Below are 16,796 nucleotides of genomic sequence, written 5' to 3' on the forward strand. Positions count from 1 at the left end.
CTCGTAACACGGGGGGCAGCCCCCCGCAAGGAAAGGCTCAGCGCTCCGGCGGCAGGATTTCGCCTTCGATCACCACCGCTTCGCCCTCGATCACCGGCCCCCTGGACTGTGGGTCTTGCGGCCAGGCTGCGCCCTTGATCTCGATCTTCGGCATGAGGCGGGCGGCCAGATGGTCACGCAACGGTTTTATCAGAAGCAGCAAGCCCAGGACATCCGACACGAAGCCCGGCAGGATGAAAAGAAGGCCTGCCAGCATCAGCAGGAAATGCGAAGCGGCATCGCGCGACGTGAAACCCTGCGCCAGTTCAGGCCGCCGGAGGCGCTGGAACATGCCGATCCCCGCCTGCTTGATGAGCGCGCCGCCGATGGTGAAACCCGCAATGATGAGCAGCAGAACCGGAATCACGCCGATCCACCGGCCCACCTCGATCATCACACCGAGTTCGAGGAAAAAGCCGAGCAGGACCAGCAAGGGCATGAAACGCAGCAGGGTTACCTTTCCGGCTCCCTTTTGATGGACTTGGAAGCCTCGCGGCCTATATATAGGGCGAGGTTTCGCGCCGCACCATGGCGCGCCGATGCTTTCCGACTGGAGGATCATGCTTCTCGACCCGCTCAACCTGCTGCTGCTGGCCATCGCCATCTTCATTTTCTGGCGGTTGCGCGGCGTTCTGGGCACGCGGACGGGCAGCGAGAGGCCGCCGTTCGATCCCTATACGGCAAGGCGCGAAAAGCCCGAGACTGGCAATGGCACGGTGATCCAGCTGCCGCCGCGCGATGGCGGGGCGGTCGAAGCACCCGCGCTTCCGCCGCCTGAACCGGCTGCGCCCGTGTGGACGGGCTATGCTCCGGAAGGTTCTCCGCTGGCGCTGGGTCTGGAAAAGCTTGCGGCCGCCGACAAGAGCTTTGCCCCCAAGCCGTTTCTGGCCGGTGCCAAGGCTGCCTATGAGGCGATCATTGAAAGCTTTGCTTCCGGCGACAAGGCAACGCTGAAAGACTTGCTGGCCCCTGATGTCTTCGCGAGCTTTGCTTCCGCCATTGATGCGCGGGCGGCGCAGGGGCACAAGGTGGAACAGCGCTTCGTGGGAATCAACAAGGCTAACCTTGCGTCTGCCGATGTTCAGGGCAAGCGTGCGCTGCTGACGGTTGAGTTTGAAAGCGAGATCATTTCCGCCACCAAGGCCCGTGACGGATCGCTGGTCGAAGGTGACGAAAAGGCGATCCGCACCGTGGACGATATCTGGACTTTCGCGCGCGACGTCACCTCCGCCGATCCCAACTGGAAGCTGACGGCGACGCAAAGCCCGGCGTGAAGCGTCGCTCTCTCCTCTTGTCTCCGGCGGCACTGTGGGCCATGCGCAAGGACATGCGCGCCGCTTCCCCGCCGATTCTCGAGGCCGTTCCTTTCACCCAGCTACATGGCTGGGCTGAAGACAATCACGCCGAGGCCCTTGCCGCCTTCCGCCGCTCCTGCCGCGAGATCATCGACAGCGGGAGAGCCTTCTCAAGGCCGGTGGCATTTGGCGGTGAGCGCGCCGACTGGCTACCCGCATGCGAGGCCGCCATGATGGCTGCAGATGCGAAGGGGTTTTTCGAGACACGGTTTCAGGCGCTGCGGGTGCATGACCCGCTGAGGCCCGAAGGGCTGTTCACCGGCTATTATGAGCCAGAGGCGCTGGGCAGCCGGACTCCTTCGGCACGCTTTCCCGCCGCCATCTACCGCAAGCCAGCCGATCTCGTGATGCTGGATGAGGCAGCGCAGAAACGGCTTGGCCTCAAATATGGCCGCGTGGCGGATGGAGCCCCGCAGGGCTATTTCACCCGCCGGGAGATCGAGCAGGGCGCGCTGCAGGGCCGGGGACTGGAAATCGTGTGGCTTTCATCCTTTGTGGATGCCTTCTTCATTCAGGTGCAGGGGTCGGGGCGTATCCGGCTTGAGGATGGGTCGGTGATCCATCTCGCCTATGCGGGCAAGACAGGCCAGCCCTATACGGCGATCGGCGGCGTTCTGGTGGAACGTGGCGTGTTCAACCGTGAGGAGATGTCGATGCAGGCGCTTAGGGCCTGGATGGCGAAAGACGATCAGGCGGCGCGGCAATTGATGTGGGAGAACAAGTCTTTCGTGTTCTTCCGCGAGGTGGATGGCGATGATCCAAAGCTGGGGCCGCCGGGCGCACAGGGTGTTGCCCTGACCCCGCGCCGCAGCCTTGCGGTTGACCGCAGCCTGTGGATGTTCGGAGCGCCGGTGTTTCTTGAAACCCAGACGCCATCGGGCAAGAGCGGCGCTCTTGAATCTTTCCATCATCTCTTGATCGCGCAGGATACCGGCACGGCCATCAGGGGCCATGCGCGGGGGGATGTGTTCTGGGGCGCTGGGGAACATGCGGCGGAGACGGCGGGGCTGATGAAAAGCCCCGGCACCTTCACCGTACTGCTGCCCAAACCGCTGGCGGCGAGGCTTCTGGCCCGCCCATGAGCCGCAAGCCGCCGGATTTCGAGCTGTGGGACGAGGTGGCGCGCTCGGTGAAGCCGTTGCGGAAGACAAGGGCCGCCAAGGCGGTGACGGCTGTGAAGCCGCTGCCAAAAAAGGCGGCTCCTCCCGCTCCCGCGGCCGAGGTGAAGGTGCGGACGCCGGTTCATCCTGCTTCACCGCCGCCGCTTTCGGGCTTCGACCGGCGCACCACGCAGAAGATGACGCGCGGCAACGTGGAGATCGAGCGGCGGCTGGACCTCCACGGCATCGGCATCGAGATGGCGCGGGTGCATCTGATGGGCTTCCTGCGCGAGGCGCATGCGGAAGGTGCCCGCACCGTGCTGGTGATCACCGGCAAGGGCGAATCTCCCTTTTCGCGCCATACCTTGCATGGGGCGGGGCATTTTCATTCGCCGGAACGGCTGGGGCGGCTCCGGCGGCTGGTGCCGGACTGGCTGCATGAAAGCGAATTCCGCGCGCTGGTGTCGGGCTTCCAGCCGGCCCATCCCCGGCATGGCGGCGGCGGGGCCTTCTATGTGCGGCTGAGGCGGGCGCGATGACGCCCTTCGGCGAGCGGATGCGGAAGCTCAGGGAGGAGCGCCATGTGAGCCTCAAGGATATGGCCGAGGCTTTGGGCGTGTCGCCCGCCTATCTCTCGGCGCTGGAACATGGCAAGCGCGGAAGGCCCGGCTGGCACCTGATCCAGCGCATCCTCGCCTATTTCAACATCATCTGGGACGAGGCCGAGGAGGTGGTGCGGCTGGCGCGCATCTCGCACCCCCGGATCACCATCGACACGGCGGGCTTGTCGCCGCAGGCCACCGAACTCGCCAACCGGCTGGCCGATGACATTCACCGGCTGGATGACGCTGCGCTAGGCGAACTGCTGGCGGTGCTGGAAACGAAGCGGAAAAAATCGCCCTGAGGCATCGGAAAAATTGCGGAACGATGTTTCGTGTGAAACATTTCCTAGGCCTGTTTTTGCACGATTTTTGATGCGTTTTGGTGTGAAAATGGTTGGTGCGGGGTGTTTTTTTCGTAGGTGTAAGCTGCATTTAAGTTGCCAAATTGAGGCCATCCAAATTGACTCTGTCAATTTCGCCGCCGCCTCCGCTGGCGCAGGCCGAGGACGCGAGACGAGTCCCTCTCTTTGTCATCCCGGCGGTAAGCCGGGACCCAGACTTGGCCGGAAGCGTGCGGGTTGAACGTCTGGCTTCCGGCGTTCGCCGGAATGACAGGTGTGTGAGAGGTTCAGAATGATCCTCTACCTCGCCGCCCCACCCCGGCCCTCAACGCGAGGAGGGAGAAGGAAGGCCGTCCTCTCCCCGTTCGCGGGGCGAAGACGGAAAAGTTCAGGACCCGCTCCGGCTTTTGACGATGTTTTCCAGAAATCCGGTCAAGTCATCGGTGACGTGATGGATATGCGGCTGCGCGATGCCGCCGCTCGTTGAATTGACGATCTGCGCGTCGTGGTTTTCGGGCGAGGTCACGAGAACGGTGGTCATGCCCAGCGCGTGCGGGGCTTCGAGGTTGCGGGCGATGTCCTCGAACATGGCGGAGTTCTGCGGGGTGATGCCGGTCTGGGCGATGAACTTGGCGTAGGGCGGGCGTTCGGGCTTGGGGATGAAGTCCGAATGCACGATGTCGAAGATGTCGCCGAAATGATGGGTGATGCCGAGACGCGCCAGCACTTTCTCCGCATGCGCCACCGTGCCGTTGGTGAAGATCAGCTTGCGGCCGGGCAGCGCATGAAGTGCTGCGTCCATCCGCGTGTTGGCGGGCACCGGTGTGTGGTCGATGTCATGCACATAGTCGAGGAAGCCATCGGGGTTGACGCCGTGATCGACCATCAGCCCACGGAGCGTCGTGCCGTATTTGTGGAACAGCGTCTTCTGATATTTTTTCGCGTCCTCGTAGGATGTGCCGAGCAGGCGTGATACGAACTCGCCCATCCTGACGTCGATCTGGTCGAACAGGCGGCAGGAAGCGGGATAAAGCGTGTTGTCGAGATCGAACACCCAGGTGTCGACGTGGGAAAATCCCCTCATACGCCCATCCGCGAAACGCGCGTGCCGACGCCGTGGGGCGTGAGCAGTTCGAGCAGCACCGAATGCGGCACCCGGCCATCGAGAATGATGACGCCCTCGACGCCCGATTCGACTACCGCCACGGCGCTTTCGACCTTGGGTATCATGCCGCCGGTGATGGTGCCGTTTTCGATGAGGGCGGGGATGTCGCCGATCTTCAGTTCACTGATGAGGTTCTTGTCCTTGTCGAGCACGCCCGCCACGTCGGTGAGGAGCAACAGGCGCTTGGCCTGGGTGGCGGTGGCGATGGCGCCCGCCGCCGTATCGGCGTTGACGTTGAAGGTCTCGCCCTCCCAGCCCACGCCGATGGGGGCGATGACCGGAATGGCGTCGCTCTTCATGATGACGTTCAGGATTTCGGTGTTGACGCGCGCCGGTTCGCCCACGAAGCCGAAGTCGATCTCCTCCACCTTGCCGGTGGCGGGATCGGTCTTGCGCTTCACGTAACGCTCGGCCACCAGCAGGTTGCCGTCCTTGCCGGAAATGCCGACCGCCCGGCCGCCCGCCTGCTGGATCGAGGCGACGATGGATTTGTTAATGGAGCCCGCCAGCACCATTTCGACGACGCTCATGGTTTCGGGATCGGTGACCCTGAGGCCCTCGCGGAAGGTGGCCTTGACGGCGAGCTTGTCGAGCATTTTGTTGATCTGCGGGCCGCCGCCATGCACCACGATGGGATTGAGGCCGCAGACCTTGAGCATCACCATGTCGCGCGCGAATTGCTGCGCCAGCGCCGGGTCCACCATGGCGTGGCCGCCATATTTCACCACGATGATCTGGTCGTCATAACGCTGCAGGAAGGGCAGCGCCTCGGAAAGGATGCGGGCCGTCTCGGTGCTGGAAAGATCGGTCATGGATGATGTGTCCGGTGAGGATGTGGCTGCCATATCGTTATTGGCGGGATGTGCCAAGCCTATTACAGGAGGTCGGCGATTCTGGCGCGGAGTTCCGGCAGGCCCCAGCCCTTGTCGCTGGAGGTGGCGTGGATCAAGGGGAAGGCGGCGGCCTGCTTTTTCGCTTCGGCTTCCGTCTCCGCCTTCACCTTGTCGAGTTCGGCGGGCTTGATCTTGTCGGTCTTGGTGAGGACGAGCTGGAAGGCCACGGCGCTTTCGTTGAGAAGCTCAAACGTCTCGCGGTCGGCGTCGAGCACGCCATGGCGCGAGTCGATCAGCACGAAGGCGCGGGTGAGGCCGGGGCGGCCGCGCAGATAGCCGCGCAGCACCGCCTGCCATTGCTTGACCTCTTTCTTTGACGCCTTCGCATAGCCATAGCCTGGCATATCAACCAGCGTGAGGCGGTCGGCGATGTTGAAGAAGTTGAGCTCGCGCGTCCGCCCCGGCGTGTTGGAGGCGCGCGCCAGATCCTTGACGCCGGTCAGCGCATTGATGAGCGAGGACTTGCCGACATTGGAGCGCCCGGCGAAGGCGATCTCGACGCCCTTCACCTCGGGCAGCTGCTCCAGCTTGGCGACGCCCAGCATGAAAAGGCTCGGGCCGCCGAACAGCCGGCGGCCCGCATCGATCTGGTCTGTGGTGAACTCCGCGCTCACGGCGTCTCGGGTTTCTTCTTGAAGCCCGGCAGGCTGCCCTTGATGTTGCCGAAGAGATCGACGGGCGTGCCATGGCGCTTCATGATGAAGCTCTGCTGGATGATCGACAGCGTGTTGCTCCATGCCCAGTAGATGACGAGGCCCACCGGGAAGGTGCCGAGCATGAAGGTGAACATCACCGGCATCCAGTTGAAGAGGCTGGCCTGCACCGGATCGGGCGGCGTGGGGTTCAGCCGCATCTGCACCCACATGGTGATGCCCATGATGAGCGGCCATGCGCCAATCATCAGCATGGCGGGCGGCGTGAAGGGGAGAAGCCCGAAGAGATTGGCGAAGCTCGTGGGATCGGGCGCCGAGAGATCGTGAATCCAGCCGAAGAACGGCGCGTGGCGGAGCTCGATCGAGGTGAGGATCACCTTGTAGAGCGAGAAGAAGATCGGCGCTTGCACGAGCGGCGGCAGGCAGCCCGACAGCGGCGATACCTTCTCGCGCTTGTAAAGCTCCATCATGCCCTGCTGCTGCTTCATCCGGTCGTCGGGATAAAGCTCCTTCAGCTTCTGCATTTCCGGCTGCAGCTTCTTCATCTTGCTCATCGAGGCATAGGACTTGTTGGCGAGCGGGAACACCGCCAGCTTGACGAGCACAGTGGCCGCCAGAATGGCGAGGGCGAAGCTGCCGAACAGGTTTTTGAGCCACTCGAGGAGATAGAACATCGGCTTGGTGAGGAAATAGAACCAGCCCCAGTCGATCATCAGGTCGAAGCGGTCGATCTTGTATTTCTCGCCGATGGCGTTGATGGTTTTCACCACTTTGGCGCCCGCGAACAGCATGTCGGTGGAGGTCGCCGTGGCGCCGGGCGCGATGGCGAGCGGAATCTTGGCGAGATAATCGGTCTGGAAAATGTCGCGGCCGTTCTGGTTCTGGTGCGTGTAGGTGGTCACCACGTCGCGCGTCTGGTCGGGGATCATCGCCGCCGCCCAGTATTTGTCGGTGAAGCCGGCCCAGCCGCCGGTGCCTTCGACCTTGGTGGGTTCCGCCGCGCCGATGGCGTCCTTGTATTTCACTTCCGTGAGGCTTGAGCCCGAGACGCCGAGCATGCCTTCATAGAAGACCCAATAGCCCGAAATATGCGGCACGTCCTGGCGCTGGATGCGCGCGTAGGGCAGGAGCTTCACTTCGGCCTGCGAGTTGTTGGTGATGCTCTGCGAGATGGTGAAGAGATATTCGTCATCAAGCGTGATGGTGCGGTTGAAGACAAGGCCTTCGCCATTGTCCCACGTCAGCGTCACGGGCTTTCCCTGTGACAGGACGGCACCGGCCGGGGCGGTCCACACCGTCTTGGAATCGGGAACCTTCACCTTCGCGCCATCGGCGGGCACCACGCCCTGTTCGGCGAACAGCGCGCCTGCGGTGCCCGAGGGCGACAGCCAGGTGATGGTGGGGCTCTTGGGGTCAATGGTTTCCTGGTACTTCACCAGATGAAGGTCATCGATCTGCGCGCCCTGCAGATTGATCGAGCCCGTCACATAATCGCTCTGGATGGGAAGGCGCTGGGTGGCGGTGAGAACCTCGTCGCGCGCCTTGACATTGGTGGCCGTGGCGCCGGGCACCTGACCCGTGGCGGTGGCTTGGCCCGCGGACGGCGTGGCGGTGTTGGCCTGATGCTGTTCTGCCAGCTTCGCCTGCTTCTCCGCCTGCGGCCCCGCATAGAAATACTGCCAGCCGAAAATGATGGCCATGGAGAGAACGATGGCGAGGATGAAATTCTTGCTGTCGTAGTTCATGGGCGTCCCTTGTCGGAGGGCACATGTGGCCCGCGGTGCAGTCGCTTCAAGGCGGAAATGAGGTCTTTATGGAGATCGGCGAAAGGCCGCGTGAGCGCCGGAGACCGGCCGATCAGCACATAATCGTAACCGGGGCGCGCGTCTTGCGTGAGATAGAGCCGGGCGATTTCGCGCAGGCGGCGCTTGATGCGGTTTCTCACCACGGCATTGCCAAGCTTTTTGGTGGCGGTAAAGCCGACACGGGCCTCAAGCTCATCGGCGCGGTCGCGCGCCTGCACCACCATGCCGGGCATGGCCGCATAGGACGCCTTGGCGGCGGCAACGAAATCCTGCCGGCGCGTGAGGCGTTGCATGTCAGAAGGCGTCCGGCCCTTAGGCCGAGAGGCGCTTGCGGCCCTTGGCGCGGCGGCGGGCGAGGACATTGCGGCCGCCGACCGTGGCCATGCGGGCGCGGAAGCCGTGACGGCGCTTGCGGACGAGTTTCGAGGGCTGGTAGGTGCGCTTCACGTTCAGTCTCCGTATTCTGCTTCAGGCGCCAATGTTTTCAAGAACATAGCCCAGTGATGGGAACCTCCGGGAGGCGCGCCCTGAAAGGTTTTATCCGAGGTTTCAGGAATTGGGCCGGGCTTATGCGGGAAATGGCCGGGAAAGTCAACGATCCGCCGGGCAGGGCAGGGCGGCGCGGAAATTTCATCCCGGCCTTTGCAACCTTGAAGGCCGCTTCCCACGTTAGGCATGGTAGGGCGGCAATAATCAGCTAGAACAGCCGGATGGCGGAAGACAGCACAAAAGGGGCGGCGCGCTGGCGGCCGGGTTTGTTCACCGGCCTGTCGGGCAAGGTGCTGGCCCTGACGGTGGCCTTCGTGATGATCGGCGAATTGCTGATCTTCCTGCCCACCATCGCCAATTACCGCATCCAGTGGCTGAAAGGCCGGATCGCCCAGGCCGAGATCGCAGCCCTTGCCGCCGAAGCGGCGCCCGACCGCATCCTCTCCAATGACCTCCGCACCGAAATCCTGAATGGCGCGGGGGTGCGGGTCGTCTCGCTCACCAAGGAAGGCCGGCGGCAACTGGTGCTCCGGAGTGACGGCGACCAGATGATCGACGCCAGCTATGATCTCCGCAATTCCATGCTGCTGCCCGACATCGCCGATGCCTTCATGGCGATGATGGCCGGGGAGCCGCGCATCATCAGCATCACCGACAAGCCGCCCAACATGTCGGGTGACCTGATCGAGGTGGCGCTCGACGAGCAGCCGCTGCAGAAGGCGATGTATAGCTTCGCGTTCAATATCCTGATCGTCTCGGTGCTGCTGTCGCTGCTGGTGGCGGGCCTCGTCTTCGCGGTGCTGAACCGCGTGCTGGTGCGCCCGATGAAGCGGCTGACCGACACCATGGTGGCCTTCGGCATGAATCCGGAAGACCCCAAGCGCATCATCCAGCCCTCGAACCGCCGGGATGAAATCGGCATCGCCGAACATGAGCTGCACGACATGCAGACGGAACTCCTCGCCATGCTGCAGCAGAAGAACCGGCTGGCGGCGCTGGGCCTCGCCGTGTCCAAGGTGAGCCATGATTTGCGCAACATGCTGACCTCGGCGCATCTGATCTCCGACCGCCTGGGCATGGTGGAAGACCCGACGGTGAAGCGCTTCACGCCCAAGCTCATCGACTCGCTCGACCGCGCCATCGACTTCCTCACCCGCACGCTGAAATTCGGCTCGGCGCAGGAAAGCCCGCCCGACCGCCAGCGGCTGCCGCTGCATGACATCGCCGAAGAGGTGGTGGACGGCGCGGTGGTGCAGGCCTCAAGCCACATCGTGATCTACAACACCGTGCCATCGAGCCTGATGATCGACGCCGACCGCGAACATTTGATCCGTATCCTGACGAATTTGCTGCGGAACGCCATTCAGGCGCTGGAAGCGAAAGAGGCCGATGGCGAGGCGGCGAAGGAGGGCGCTGTCACCATCAGGGGCAACCGCTCGGGCTCGGTCGTCACCATCGAGGTGAAGGACAATGGGCCGGGCATCCCCGAGCGCGTGCGGCCGAAACTGTTCGAGGCCTTCCAGAGCGCCGCAAGGCCGGGCGGCACCGGGCTGGGGCTGGCGATCGCCGCCGAACTGGCGCGCGCCCATGGCGGCGACATCATGCTGCAATCAACCGGAAGCGATGGCACTTCCTTCGTGGTGACGGTGCCCGACACGGTGGCTGAACTGCGCGGCGGCCGCCGCGGCGAGCGCCGCGCGGAGGCCTAGATGCGCAATCTCATTACCGATGTGCCGGGGCTTTCCGTGGGGCAGGCGGAGGATGCAGCGGGCGTGACGGGCACCACCATTCTTCTTCCCGATGTGGGGGCAATGGTGATGGCCTGCGATATCCGGGGCGGGGCGCCGGGCACCCGCGAGACGGAGGCGCTGAAGCCGGAAAACCTCGTCGAGCAGGTGCATGGGCTGGTGCTGACGGGAGGATCGGTGTTCGGCCTCGACGCCGCATCGGAACTTGCCGTGCTGCTGGCCCGTAAGGGCTTAGGCTTCAAATTCGGCGATCAGGCGTGGCCCTGCCCGGTGGTGCCCGCCGCCGTGCTGTTCGACCTGATGAATGGCGGCAACAAGGCGTGGGGAGAGGAGCCGCCCTACCGCAGGCTGGCGCGCGAGGCCTTCGCCCGCGTGGGCAAGGATATGAGGCTCGGCAATGCCGGGGCGGGCATGGGGGCGACGGCTGGCGCGCTGAAGGGCGGCCTCGGCAGCGCGTCTGCCACGATCGAAGGCTTCACGGTGGGGGCCATCGTGGCGGTCAACAGCTTGGGCTCCTGCATCAATCCGCGCACCGGGCTTCTGTGGGCCATTGACCATGCGGAAAATGACGAGATGGGACCTGTCACGCCGCTCGCCGGCATCCCGCCTGCCATCCACCGCAGCAAGCTCGATGCCCTGATGGCGGCGGCGCGCCCCGGGGCCAACACCACCATCGCGGCGGTGGCAACCGACGCCACGCTCACCAAATCCGAAGCCAAGCGGCTGGCCATCATGGCGGCGGACGGGTTTGGCATTGCCATCCGCCCCGCCCACACGCCCTTCGACGGCGACAGCGTCTTCGCCATCTCGACGGCGCAACGGGTGATCGAAGGCGACCGGGCGCTGATGCTGGCCAGGCTGGGGGCGGCGGCGGCAACAACCCTTGCACGCGCCATCGGCCGGGCCATATGGGAGGCTCAAGCCATCGGCGCCCTCACCAGCTACCGCAGCCTTGCACAGCGTTAATCAAAAGCCCCCGGACGCCGCTTGACGGCAGGGGCGATTTCAATGTCTATGGCGTGCGCAAACCAGAGGCGGCGGAGATTGAGTCCGCCCGCCCGCAACAGGAGAAGACCTACACTTGAGCATACCCCCCAGGAGGCCAACGTTAAGCCGCGGAGCCGCCCCCCCGCAAAAGGAAGAAGGACACAGGATCAACCACCGCATCGACGCGCGCGAAGTGCGCCTCATCGGTGCTGACGGACAGAACATCGGCGTCGTGCCGATCCGCCAGGCGATGATGATGGCCGAGGAGGCCAATCTCGATCTGGTCGAGGTTTCGCCCGACGCCAAGCCGCCGGTCGCCAAGATTCTCGACTACGGCAAGTTCAAATATCAGGAACAGAAAAAGGCCAACGAGGCCCGCAAGAACCAGAAGGTCATCGAGATCAAGGAGATCAAGATGCGCCCGATGATCGACGATCACGATTACGACGTGAAGATGAAGGCGATCCGGCGGTTCTTCGAGGAAGGCGACAAGGTGAAGATCACCCTGCGCTTCCGTGGCCGCGAAATGGCCCACCAGGAACTGGGCCAGCAATTGCTGAACAGGGTGAAGGCCGACACGGCGGAAGCCGCCAAGGTCGAATCCGAACCCCGCTTCGAAGGCCGCCAGATCGTCATGGTGCTGGCGCCGAGGTGAGGGGCGGTTTGTTTGAGGTTGAAGGCGGCAGCGAACCTGCCGCCTTTTTTGTGCGCACCGGATTTTGCCAACCCTTCCGCCGTCCCTCCCGCGACGGCGGAAGCCCCGCTTTCAGGCGGCAAGGTGCGTGATAAAGAAGCGGGATTCCCGCCGTCGCGGGAATGACGGAAAGTGGGGTGCCCACCTTGCATTTCCCGCCGGAGTTTGCTTAAACCCCGCCGTTCCAAGCCGCCTGGCCTGTAAAGGGCATGCCATGGCGGCTTCGTTATGCTTTGAAAGGATAAGCCAAAATGCCCAAGATGAAGACCAAGTCCTCGGCCAAGAAGCGGTTCAAGGTGACCGCTTCCGGCAAGCTCAAGGCGGGTCAGGCCGGCAAGCGCCATGGCATGATCAAGCGCACCAACAAGCAGATCCGCAACCAGCGCGGCACGATGGTTCTGGCGCCGGGCGACGAACGCCTGGTGAAGATCCACATGCCATACGTTGCCAAGTAACTGGGAGGCTTGAGACATGCCACGTTCAAAGGGCGGCACCGTCGCCCGCAAATCGCACAAGAAGGTCATCAAGGCCGCCAAGGGCTATTTCAGCCGCCGCAAGAACATTTTCCGCGTCGCCGTGCAGGCGGTGGAGAAGGCGGAGCAATATGCCTATCGTGACCGCCGCACCAAGAAGCGCAATTTCCGCGCTCTCTGGATCCAGCGCATCAATGCCGCCACCCGCGAGCAGGGCCTGACCTATGGCCGATTTATCTTCGGGCTCGGCAAGGCCGGAATCGAAGTGGACCGTAAGGTTCTCGCCGATCTCGCCGTGAACGATCCCGCAGGCTTCTCCGCTCTCGTCGAGAAGGCGAAGGCCGCCCAGTAAGGGCTGGTATCGTTACACGTTCCGATCTTCCTGGCCGGGCCGCAACAGGTGTCACAACGCACCTTGCGCCCGGCCTTTTCAATCCCCGAGGACATGATGAGTTTGTCAACGCTCGCGCAGGAGATTCTGGCTGAGGTGGCTGCCGCCGCCGACGAGCCGCAGCTGGAGGCCGTGCGCGTTTCAGCACTTGGCAAGAAGGGCTCGATCTCCGAGCGCATGAAATCGCTGGGCGCCATGAGCCCCGAGGAGCGCAAGGAAGCGGGCGCGGCGCTGAACGTGCTGAAGGACCGCGTGGCCGAGGCCATCTCGGTGCGCAAGACCTATCTGCAGGAACAGGCGCTGGAGCAGCGCCTCGCCTCCGAGAAGATCGATGTGACGCTTCCCGTCCGCCCGCAAGCTCAGGGCACGGTGCATCCCGTGTCTCAGGTGTGGGAAGAGGTGGTGCAGATTTTCGGCGACCTCGGCTTCTCGGTGGCGGAGGGCCCGCACATCGAGGATGACTTCCACAACTTCACGGCGCTGAACATTCCGCCCGAACATCCCGCACGGCAGGAACACGACACGTTCTATTTCAACGAGAAGCCCGATGGCTCGCGCATGGTGCTGCGCACCCACACGAGCCCGGTGCAGATCCGCACCATGCTGTCGTCGAAGCCGCCCATCCGCATCATCGCGCCGGGCCGCACCTACCGCTGCGACTCGGACATGACGCATACGCCGATGTTCAACCAGATCGAGGGGCTGGTGCTCGACGGCACGACGCATCTCGGCAATCTCAAATGGGTGCTCACCGAATTCTGCCGGAGCTTCTTCGAGGTGGATGACGTGAAGATGCGCTTCCGCGCCTCGCACTTCCCTTTCACCGAGCCATCGATGGAAGTGGACATCAACTGCTCGTGGGAAGGCGGCCAGGTGAAGATCGGCCAGGGCAATTCATGGCTCGAGATCCTGGGCTCCGGCATGGTGCATCCCAATGTGATCCGCGCTGGCGGCCTCGATCCCGATCATGTGCAGGGCTATGCCTTCGGCATGGGCCTCGACCGCATCGCCATGCTGAAATACGGCATCCCCGATTTGCGCGCCTTCTTCGAGGCCGATCTCCGCTGGCTGAGGCATTACGGCTTCCGCGCCCTGCAGGTGCCGACGCTGGTGGGAGGGTTGTCGTGAATGTCCTCTCCCGCTTGCGGGAGAGGAAGGGGCTCCATTGCATGGCAATGGGGGAGGTGAGGGGCCGTGGAAGCATGCGTGAAGGTGCGAAGACGACATTTGCCCGGAAGCTCCGGCAAGCAGAATCGCCTGCTGAAAAACGCCTGTGGGAACAGTTGCGGGGACGGCGGCTTGGCGGCTTCAAGTTCGTGAGACGGCAGCCTCTCGATCCCTTCATCGTTGATTTTGTGTGCCGTGAAAACGGGCTGGTCATCGAGGTTGATGGCGAGACGCATTCAACCGCAGCCGAAGTGAACTATGACGCCGCGCGGACGCAGAAGCTTGGGCAGCTGGGCTATCGCGTCATGCGCTTTGGCAATGAGGAAGTTCTGCACGGCATGGACGAAGTGCTGACGCTCATTCACCTGGCCCTCGGCCAAGGCCCCTCACCTTCCCCGCCTGACGGCGGGTCCCCCTCCTCTCCCGCAGGCGGGAGAGGACTTAGGAGAACATCATGAAATTCACCCTGTCCTGGCTCAAGGATCATCTCGACACCACCGCCTCGCTCGATGAGATCACCGAGGGGCTGGTTGGCGTTGGCCTCGAAGTGGAGGAGGTGTCCGACAGCACCAAGGCGCTGGCCCCCTTCAAGGTGGGCTATGTCATCGAGGCCGTGAAGCATCCCAATGCCGACAAGCTGAGGCTCTGCCGCGTCGAAACCGAAGGTGGCGAAATCCAGGTGGTGTGCGGCGCTCCCAATGCGCGCACTGGCATCAAGGGCATCATCGCGCTGCCCGGCGCCTTCATTCCCGGAACGAAGATCACGCTGGAAAAGGGCGTGATCCGGGGTTCTGAATCACAAGGCATGCTGTGTTCGGAGCGCGAATTGCTGATCTCCGACGAGCACAATGGCATCATCGAGGTGGATGAAAAATGGCCGGTGGGCACGCCCGCCGTGGTGGCCTTGGGCCTCGACGATCCGATGATCTATGTGAAGGTGACGCCGAACCGCCCCGATGCGCTGGGCATTCACGGCATTGCCCGTGATCTGGCGGCCAAGGGGCTGGGCACGCTCAAGCCCTATGACGCCGCGCCGGTGAAGGGCGGCTTCGCCTCGCCCATCACGGTGTCGCTTGATTTCGGCGGTGACAATGCGCCGTGCCCGCTGTTCGTGGGGCGCTACATCAGGGGCGTGAAGAACGGCCCCTCGCCCGAATGGCTGAAGCGGCGGCTGAAGGCGATTGGCCTCAGGCCCATTTCGGCGCTGGTCGACATCACCAACTATATGACCTTTACTTACAATCGTCCGCTGCATGTTTTCGACGCGGCGAAGGTGAAGGGCAATATCCATGCCCGCATGGCGAAGGACGGTGAAACCATCCTGGCGCTGGACGGCAAGTCCTACACGCTCACCTCTGCCATGACGGTGATCGCCGATGACGCGGAAGCTGAAGGCATTGCCGGCATCATGGGCGGCGAGGCCTCGGGCTGTTCCGAGGGGACGGCCGACGTGTTCCTCGAAGCCGCCTATTTCGATCCGCTGCGCACGGCGGCGACGGGCCGCAAGCTCGGCATCACCTCCGATGCGCGCTACCGCTTCGAGCGCGGCGTCGATCCGGCCTTCACGGCAATCGGCGCGGAAATTGCCACGCGCATGATTCTCGATCTCTGCGGTGGCGAGGCCTCCGATCTGGTGATCGCCGGCAAGGCCCCCGACATGGCGCGGAGCTTCACGCTGAGATCCTCGCGGGTGAAATCGCTGGGCGGCGTTGATGTTCCGTTGACGGAGCAAAAGCGCATTCTCGAAGCCCTGGGCTTCGGCGTCACCGAAACGGCGGCGGGACTTTCCTGCGCCGTGCCAAGCTGGCGTCCCGATGTCAACGGCGAGGCCGATCTCGTGGAAGAGGTGTGCCGCATCATTGGCCTCGACACCATTCCCGAAGCGCCCATGGAACGCGCCAATCCGGTGGCGAAGCCGGTGCTGAACCCGCTGCAGAAGCGCATGCTGGCGGCGCGGCGCACGCTCGCCGCGCGGGGCTTCAACGAGGCGGTGACATGGTCGTTCCTGCCGCACTTTCAGGCCGAACTCTTCGGAGGCGGGCAGGAGGCATTGCGCCTCGCTAATCCGATTTCGTCTGAATTGAGCGACATGCGGCCCTCCTTGCTGCCCAATCTCATCACGGCGGCGGGGCGCAATATGGCGCGCGGTTTCGGCGACCTGCAGCTTTGCGAAGTGGGACATGCCTATGCGGGCGACCGTCCGCAGGATGAAACGCTGAGGGCCGGAGGCATCCGCCGGGGCGATGCCGTGCCGCGCAACTGGCTGGGCGGAGCGAGGCCTGTCGATGCCTTCGACGCCAAGGCCGATGCGCTGGCGGTGCTGGAGGCGGCGGGTGCGCCCGTCGCCACGGTGCAGGTGGTGAGCGGTGCGCCCGCCTGGTATCACCCCGGCCGCTCCGGCACCATCCAGATGGGGCCGAAGAATCAGCTCGCGCATTTCGGTGAAATTCATCCGCGCATTCTGGCGGCACTCGATGTGAAAGGCCCGCTCGTTGCCTTCGAGGTGGTGCTGAACGCCATTCCCGGCTCCAAGGCCAAGAGCGCCACCCGCGCGGCGCTGAATGCCTCAGGCCTGATGCCGCTGACGCGCGATTTCGCCTTCGTGGTTGATGATGCCGTCGAGGCCGACAAGCTGGTGAAGGCGGCCAAGGGCGCGGACAAGGCGCTGATCAGCGATGCGGCGGTGTTCGACGTGTTCAGGCTGGAGGGCGGCAAGACGTCTCTGGCTCTTGAGGTGACGCTCAGCCCCCGCGAGAAAACCTTGACGGACGCCGAGATCGACGCAGTATCGTCAAGGATTGTCGAGATGGTGAAGAAGGCAACCGGCGCAACATTGAGAAGCTGATGAGACTGCCCTTCCCCCCTCGCGGGGGAAGGTGGCGCGAAGCGCCGGA

The 16,796-nt window shown here is 63.7% G+C and carries 19 protein-coding genes; 12 read left to right on the forward strand and 7 right to left on the reverse strand.

What is annotated here, in order from left to right; genetic code table 11:
* Window positions 1-37: 37 nt before the first annotated feature.
* Entirely contained in the window at window positions 38-478 is a 441-nt protein-coding gene (locus QM694_RS14480; protein ID WP_415007628.1) for an FxsA family protein, read from the reverse strand.
* A gap of 121 nt (window positions 479-599) precedes the next feature.
* Here QM694_RS14480 and QM694_RS14485 point away from each other — a divergent pair, with 121 nt between their 5' ends.
* The 4 genes from QM694_RS14485 to QM694_RS14500 are packed head-to-tail and all read left to right on the forward strand — an operon-like array spanning window position 600 to window position 3,398.
* On the forward strand, window positions 600-1,313 hold the full coding sequence (locus QM694_RS14485; protein ID WP_415007629.1) for a Tim44/TimA family putative adaptor protein: 714 nt from the start codon (window positions 600-602) through the stop codon (window positions 1,311-1,313).
* Window positions 1,310-2,476: a murein transglycosylase A gene (locus QM694_RS14490; protein WP_415007630.1), complete on the forward strand. Its 1,167-nt coding sequence runs from the start codon at window positions 1,310-1,312 to the stop codon at window positions 2,474-2,476. The genes QM694_RS14485 and QM694_RS14490 overlap by 4 nt, the downstream gene beginning before the upstream one ends.
* A complete protein-coding gene (locus tag QM694_RS14495) occupies window positions 2,473-3,033 on the forward strand; it encodes a Smr/MutS family protein (RefSeq protein WP_415007631.1) in 561 nt (186 codons plus the stop codon). The genes QM694_RS14490 and QM694_RS14495 overlap by 4 nt, the downstream gene beginning before the upstream one ends.
* Window positions 3,030-3,398, forward strand: a complete 369-nt coding sequence (locus tag QM694_RS14500) for a helix-turn-helix domain-containing protein (RefSeq protein WP_415007632.1) — start codon at window positions 3,030-3,032, stop codon at window positions 3,396-3,398. The genes QM694_RS14495 and QM694_RS14500 overlap by 4 nt, the downstream gene beginning before the upstream one ends.
* Window positions 3,399-3,825: 427 nt before the next feature.
* Here the strand turns inward: QM694_RS14500 and QM694_RS14505 are convergent, their stop codons facing one another.
* From QM694_RS14505 to rpmH, 6 genes are all read right to left on the reverse strand, one after another.
* Window positions 3,826-4,521 (reverse strand): pyrimidine 5'-nucleotidase, encoded by a 696-nt coding sequence (locus QM694_RS14505; RefSeq protein WP_415007633.1) that lies wholly within the window; start codon window positions 4,519-4,521, stop codon window positions 3,826-3,828.
* Window positions 4,518-5,414: an acetylglutamate kinase gene (argB, locus tag QM694_RS14510; RefSeq protein WP_415007634.1), complete on the reverse strand. Its 897-nt coding sequence runs from the start codon at window positions 5,412-5,414 to the stop codon at window positions 4,518-4,520. Before argB ends, QM694_RS14505 begins: the two co-directional genes overlap by 4 nt.
* 62 nt (window positions 5,415-5,476) lie before the next feature.
* A complete protein-coding gene (gene yihA / locus QM694_RS14515) occupies window positions 5,477-6,109 on the reverse strand; it encodes a ribosome biogenesis GTP-binding protein YihA/YsxC (RefSeq protein ID WP_415007635.1) in 633 nt (210 codons plus the stop codon).
* Window positions 6,106-7,893 (reverse strand): membrane protein insertase YidC, encoded by a 1,788-nt coding sequence (gene yidC, locus QM694_RS14520; RefSeq protein ID WP_415007636.1) that lies wholly within the window; start codon window positions 7,891-7,893, stop codon window positions 6,106-6,108. Before yidC ends, yihA begins: the two co-directional genes overlap by 4 nt.
* Window positions 7,890-8,246, reverse strand: coding sequence for a ribonuclease P protein component (gene rnpA, locus QM694_RS14525; RefSeq protein WP_415007637.1), 357 nt, complete (start codon window positions 8,244-8,246; stop codon window positions 7,890-7,892). The genes yidC and rnpA overlap by 4 nt, the downstream gene beginning before the upstream one ends.
* Window positions 8,247-8,265: 19 nt before the next feature.
* Complete coding sequence (gene rpmH / locus QM694_RS14530; RefSeq protein ID WP_111198758.1) at window positions 8,266-8,400, reverse strand: 50S ribosomal protein L34; 135 nt, start codon at window positions 8,398-8,400, stop codon at window positions 8,266-8,268.
* A gap of 263 nt (window positions 8,401-8,663) precedes the next feature.
* On the opposite strand from rpmH, the gene QM694_RS14535 reads away from it, so the two are divergent.
* The 8 genes from QM694_RS14535 to pheT all read left to right on the forward strand — a co-directional run bounded on the left by QM694_RS14535 (window position 8,664) and on the right by pheT (window position 16,747).
* Entirely contained in the window at window positions 8,664-10,151 is a 1,488-nt protein-coding gene (locus QM694_RS14535; protein ID WP_415007638.1) for an ATP-binding protein, read from the forward strand.
* Window positions 10,152-11,156 (forward strand): P1 family peptidase, encoded by a 1,005-nt coding sequence (locus QM694_RS14540; RefSeq protein ID WP_415007639.1) that lies wholly within the window; start codon window positions 10,152-10,154, stop codon window positions 11,154-11,156.
* Between the two features lie 121 nt (window positions 11,157-11,277).
* The gene (infC, locus tag QM694_RS14545) at window positions 11,278-11,832 is read left to right on the forward strand and encodes a translation initiation factor IF-3 (RefSeq protein WP_415008641.1); all 555 of its coding nucleotides are present in this window, start codon (window positions 11,278-11,280) and stop codon (window positions 11,830-11,832) included.
* 290 nt (window positions 11,833-12,122) lie between these two features.
* Window positions 12,123-12,326 carry a 50S ribosomal protein L35 gene (gene rpmI / locus QM694_RS14550; protein ID WP_415007640.1) on the forward strand — a complete coding sequence of 68 codons (204 nt, stop codon included), beginning with the start codon at window positions 12,123-12,125 and terminating at the stop codon, window positions 12,324-12,326.
* A 16-nt stretch (window positions 12,327-12,342) separates the two neighbouring features.
* A complete protein-coding gene (gene rplT, locus QM694_RS14555; protein ID WP_415007641.1) occupies window positions 12,343-12,696 on the forward strand; it encodes a 50S ribosomal protein L20 in 354 nt (117 codons plus the stop codon).
* Between the two features lie 93 nt (window positions 12,697-12,789).
* The gene (gene pheS, locus QM694_RS14560) at window positions 12,790-13,863 is read left to right on the forward strand and encodes a phenylalanine--tRNA ligase subunit alpha (RefSeq protein WP_415007642.1); all 1,074 of its coding nucleotides are present in this window, start codon (window positions 12,790-12,792) and stop codon (window positions 13,861-13,863) included.
* A gap of 74 nt (window positions 13,864-13,937) precedes the next feature.
* Entirely contained in the window at window positions 13,938-14,360 is a 423-nt protein-coding gene (locus QM694_RS14565; RefSeq protein WP_415007643.1) for an endonuclease domain-containing protein, read from the forward strand.
* Window positions 14,357-16,747 (forward strand): phenylalanine--tRNA ligase subunit beta, encoded by a 2,391-nt coding sequence (gene pheT, locus QM694_RS14570; RefSeq protein WP_415007644.1) that lies wholly within the window; start codon window positions 14,357-14,359, stop codon window positions 16,745-16,747. Before QM694_RS14565 ends, pheT begins: the two co-directional genes overlap by 4 nt.
* The last annotated feature ends 49 nt before the right edge of the window (window positions 16,748-16,796 follow it).

Origin of the sequence: Aestuariivirga sp. (assembly GCF_047602625.1) — a bacterium.
Lineage (GTDB): Bacteria > Pseudomonadota > Alphaproteobacteria > Rhizobiales > Aestuariivirgaceae > Aestuariivirga.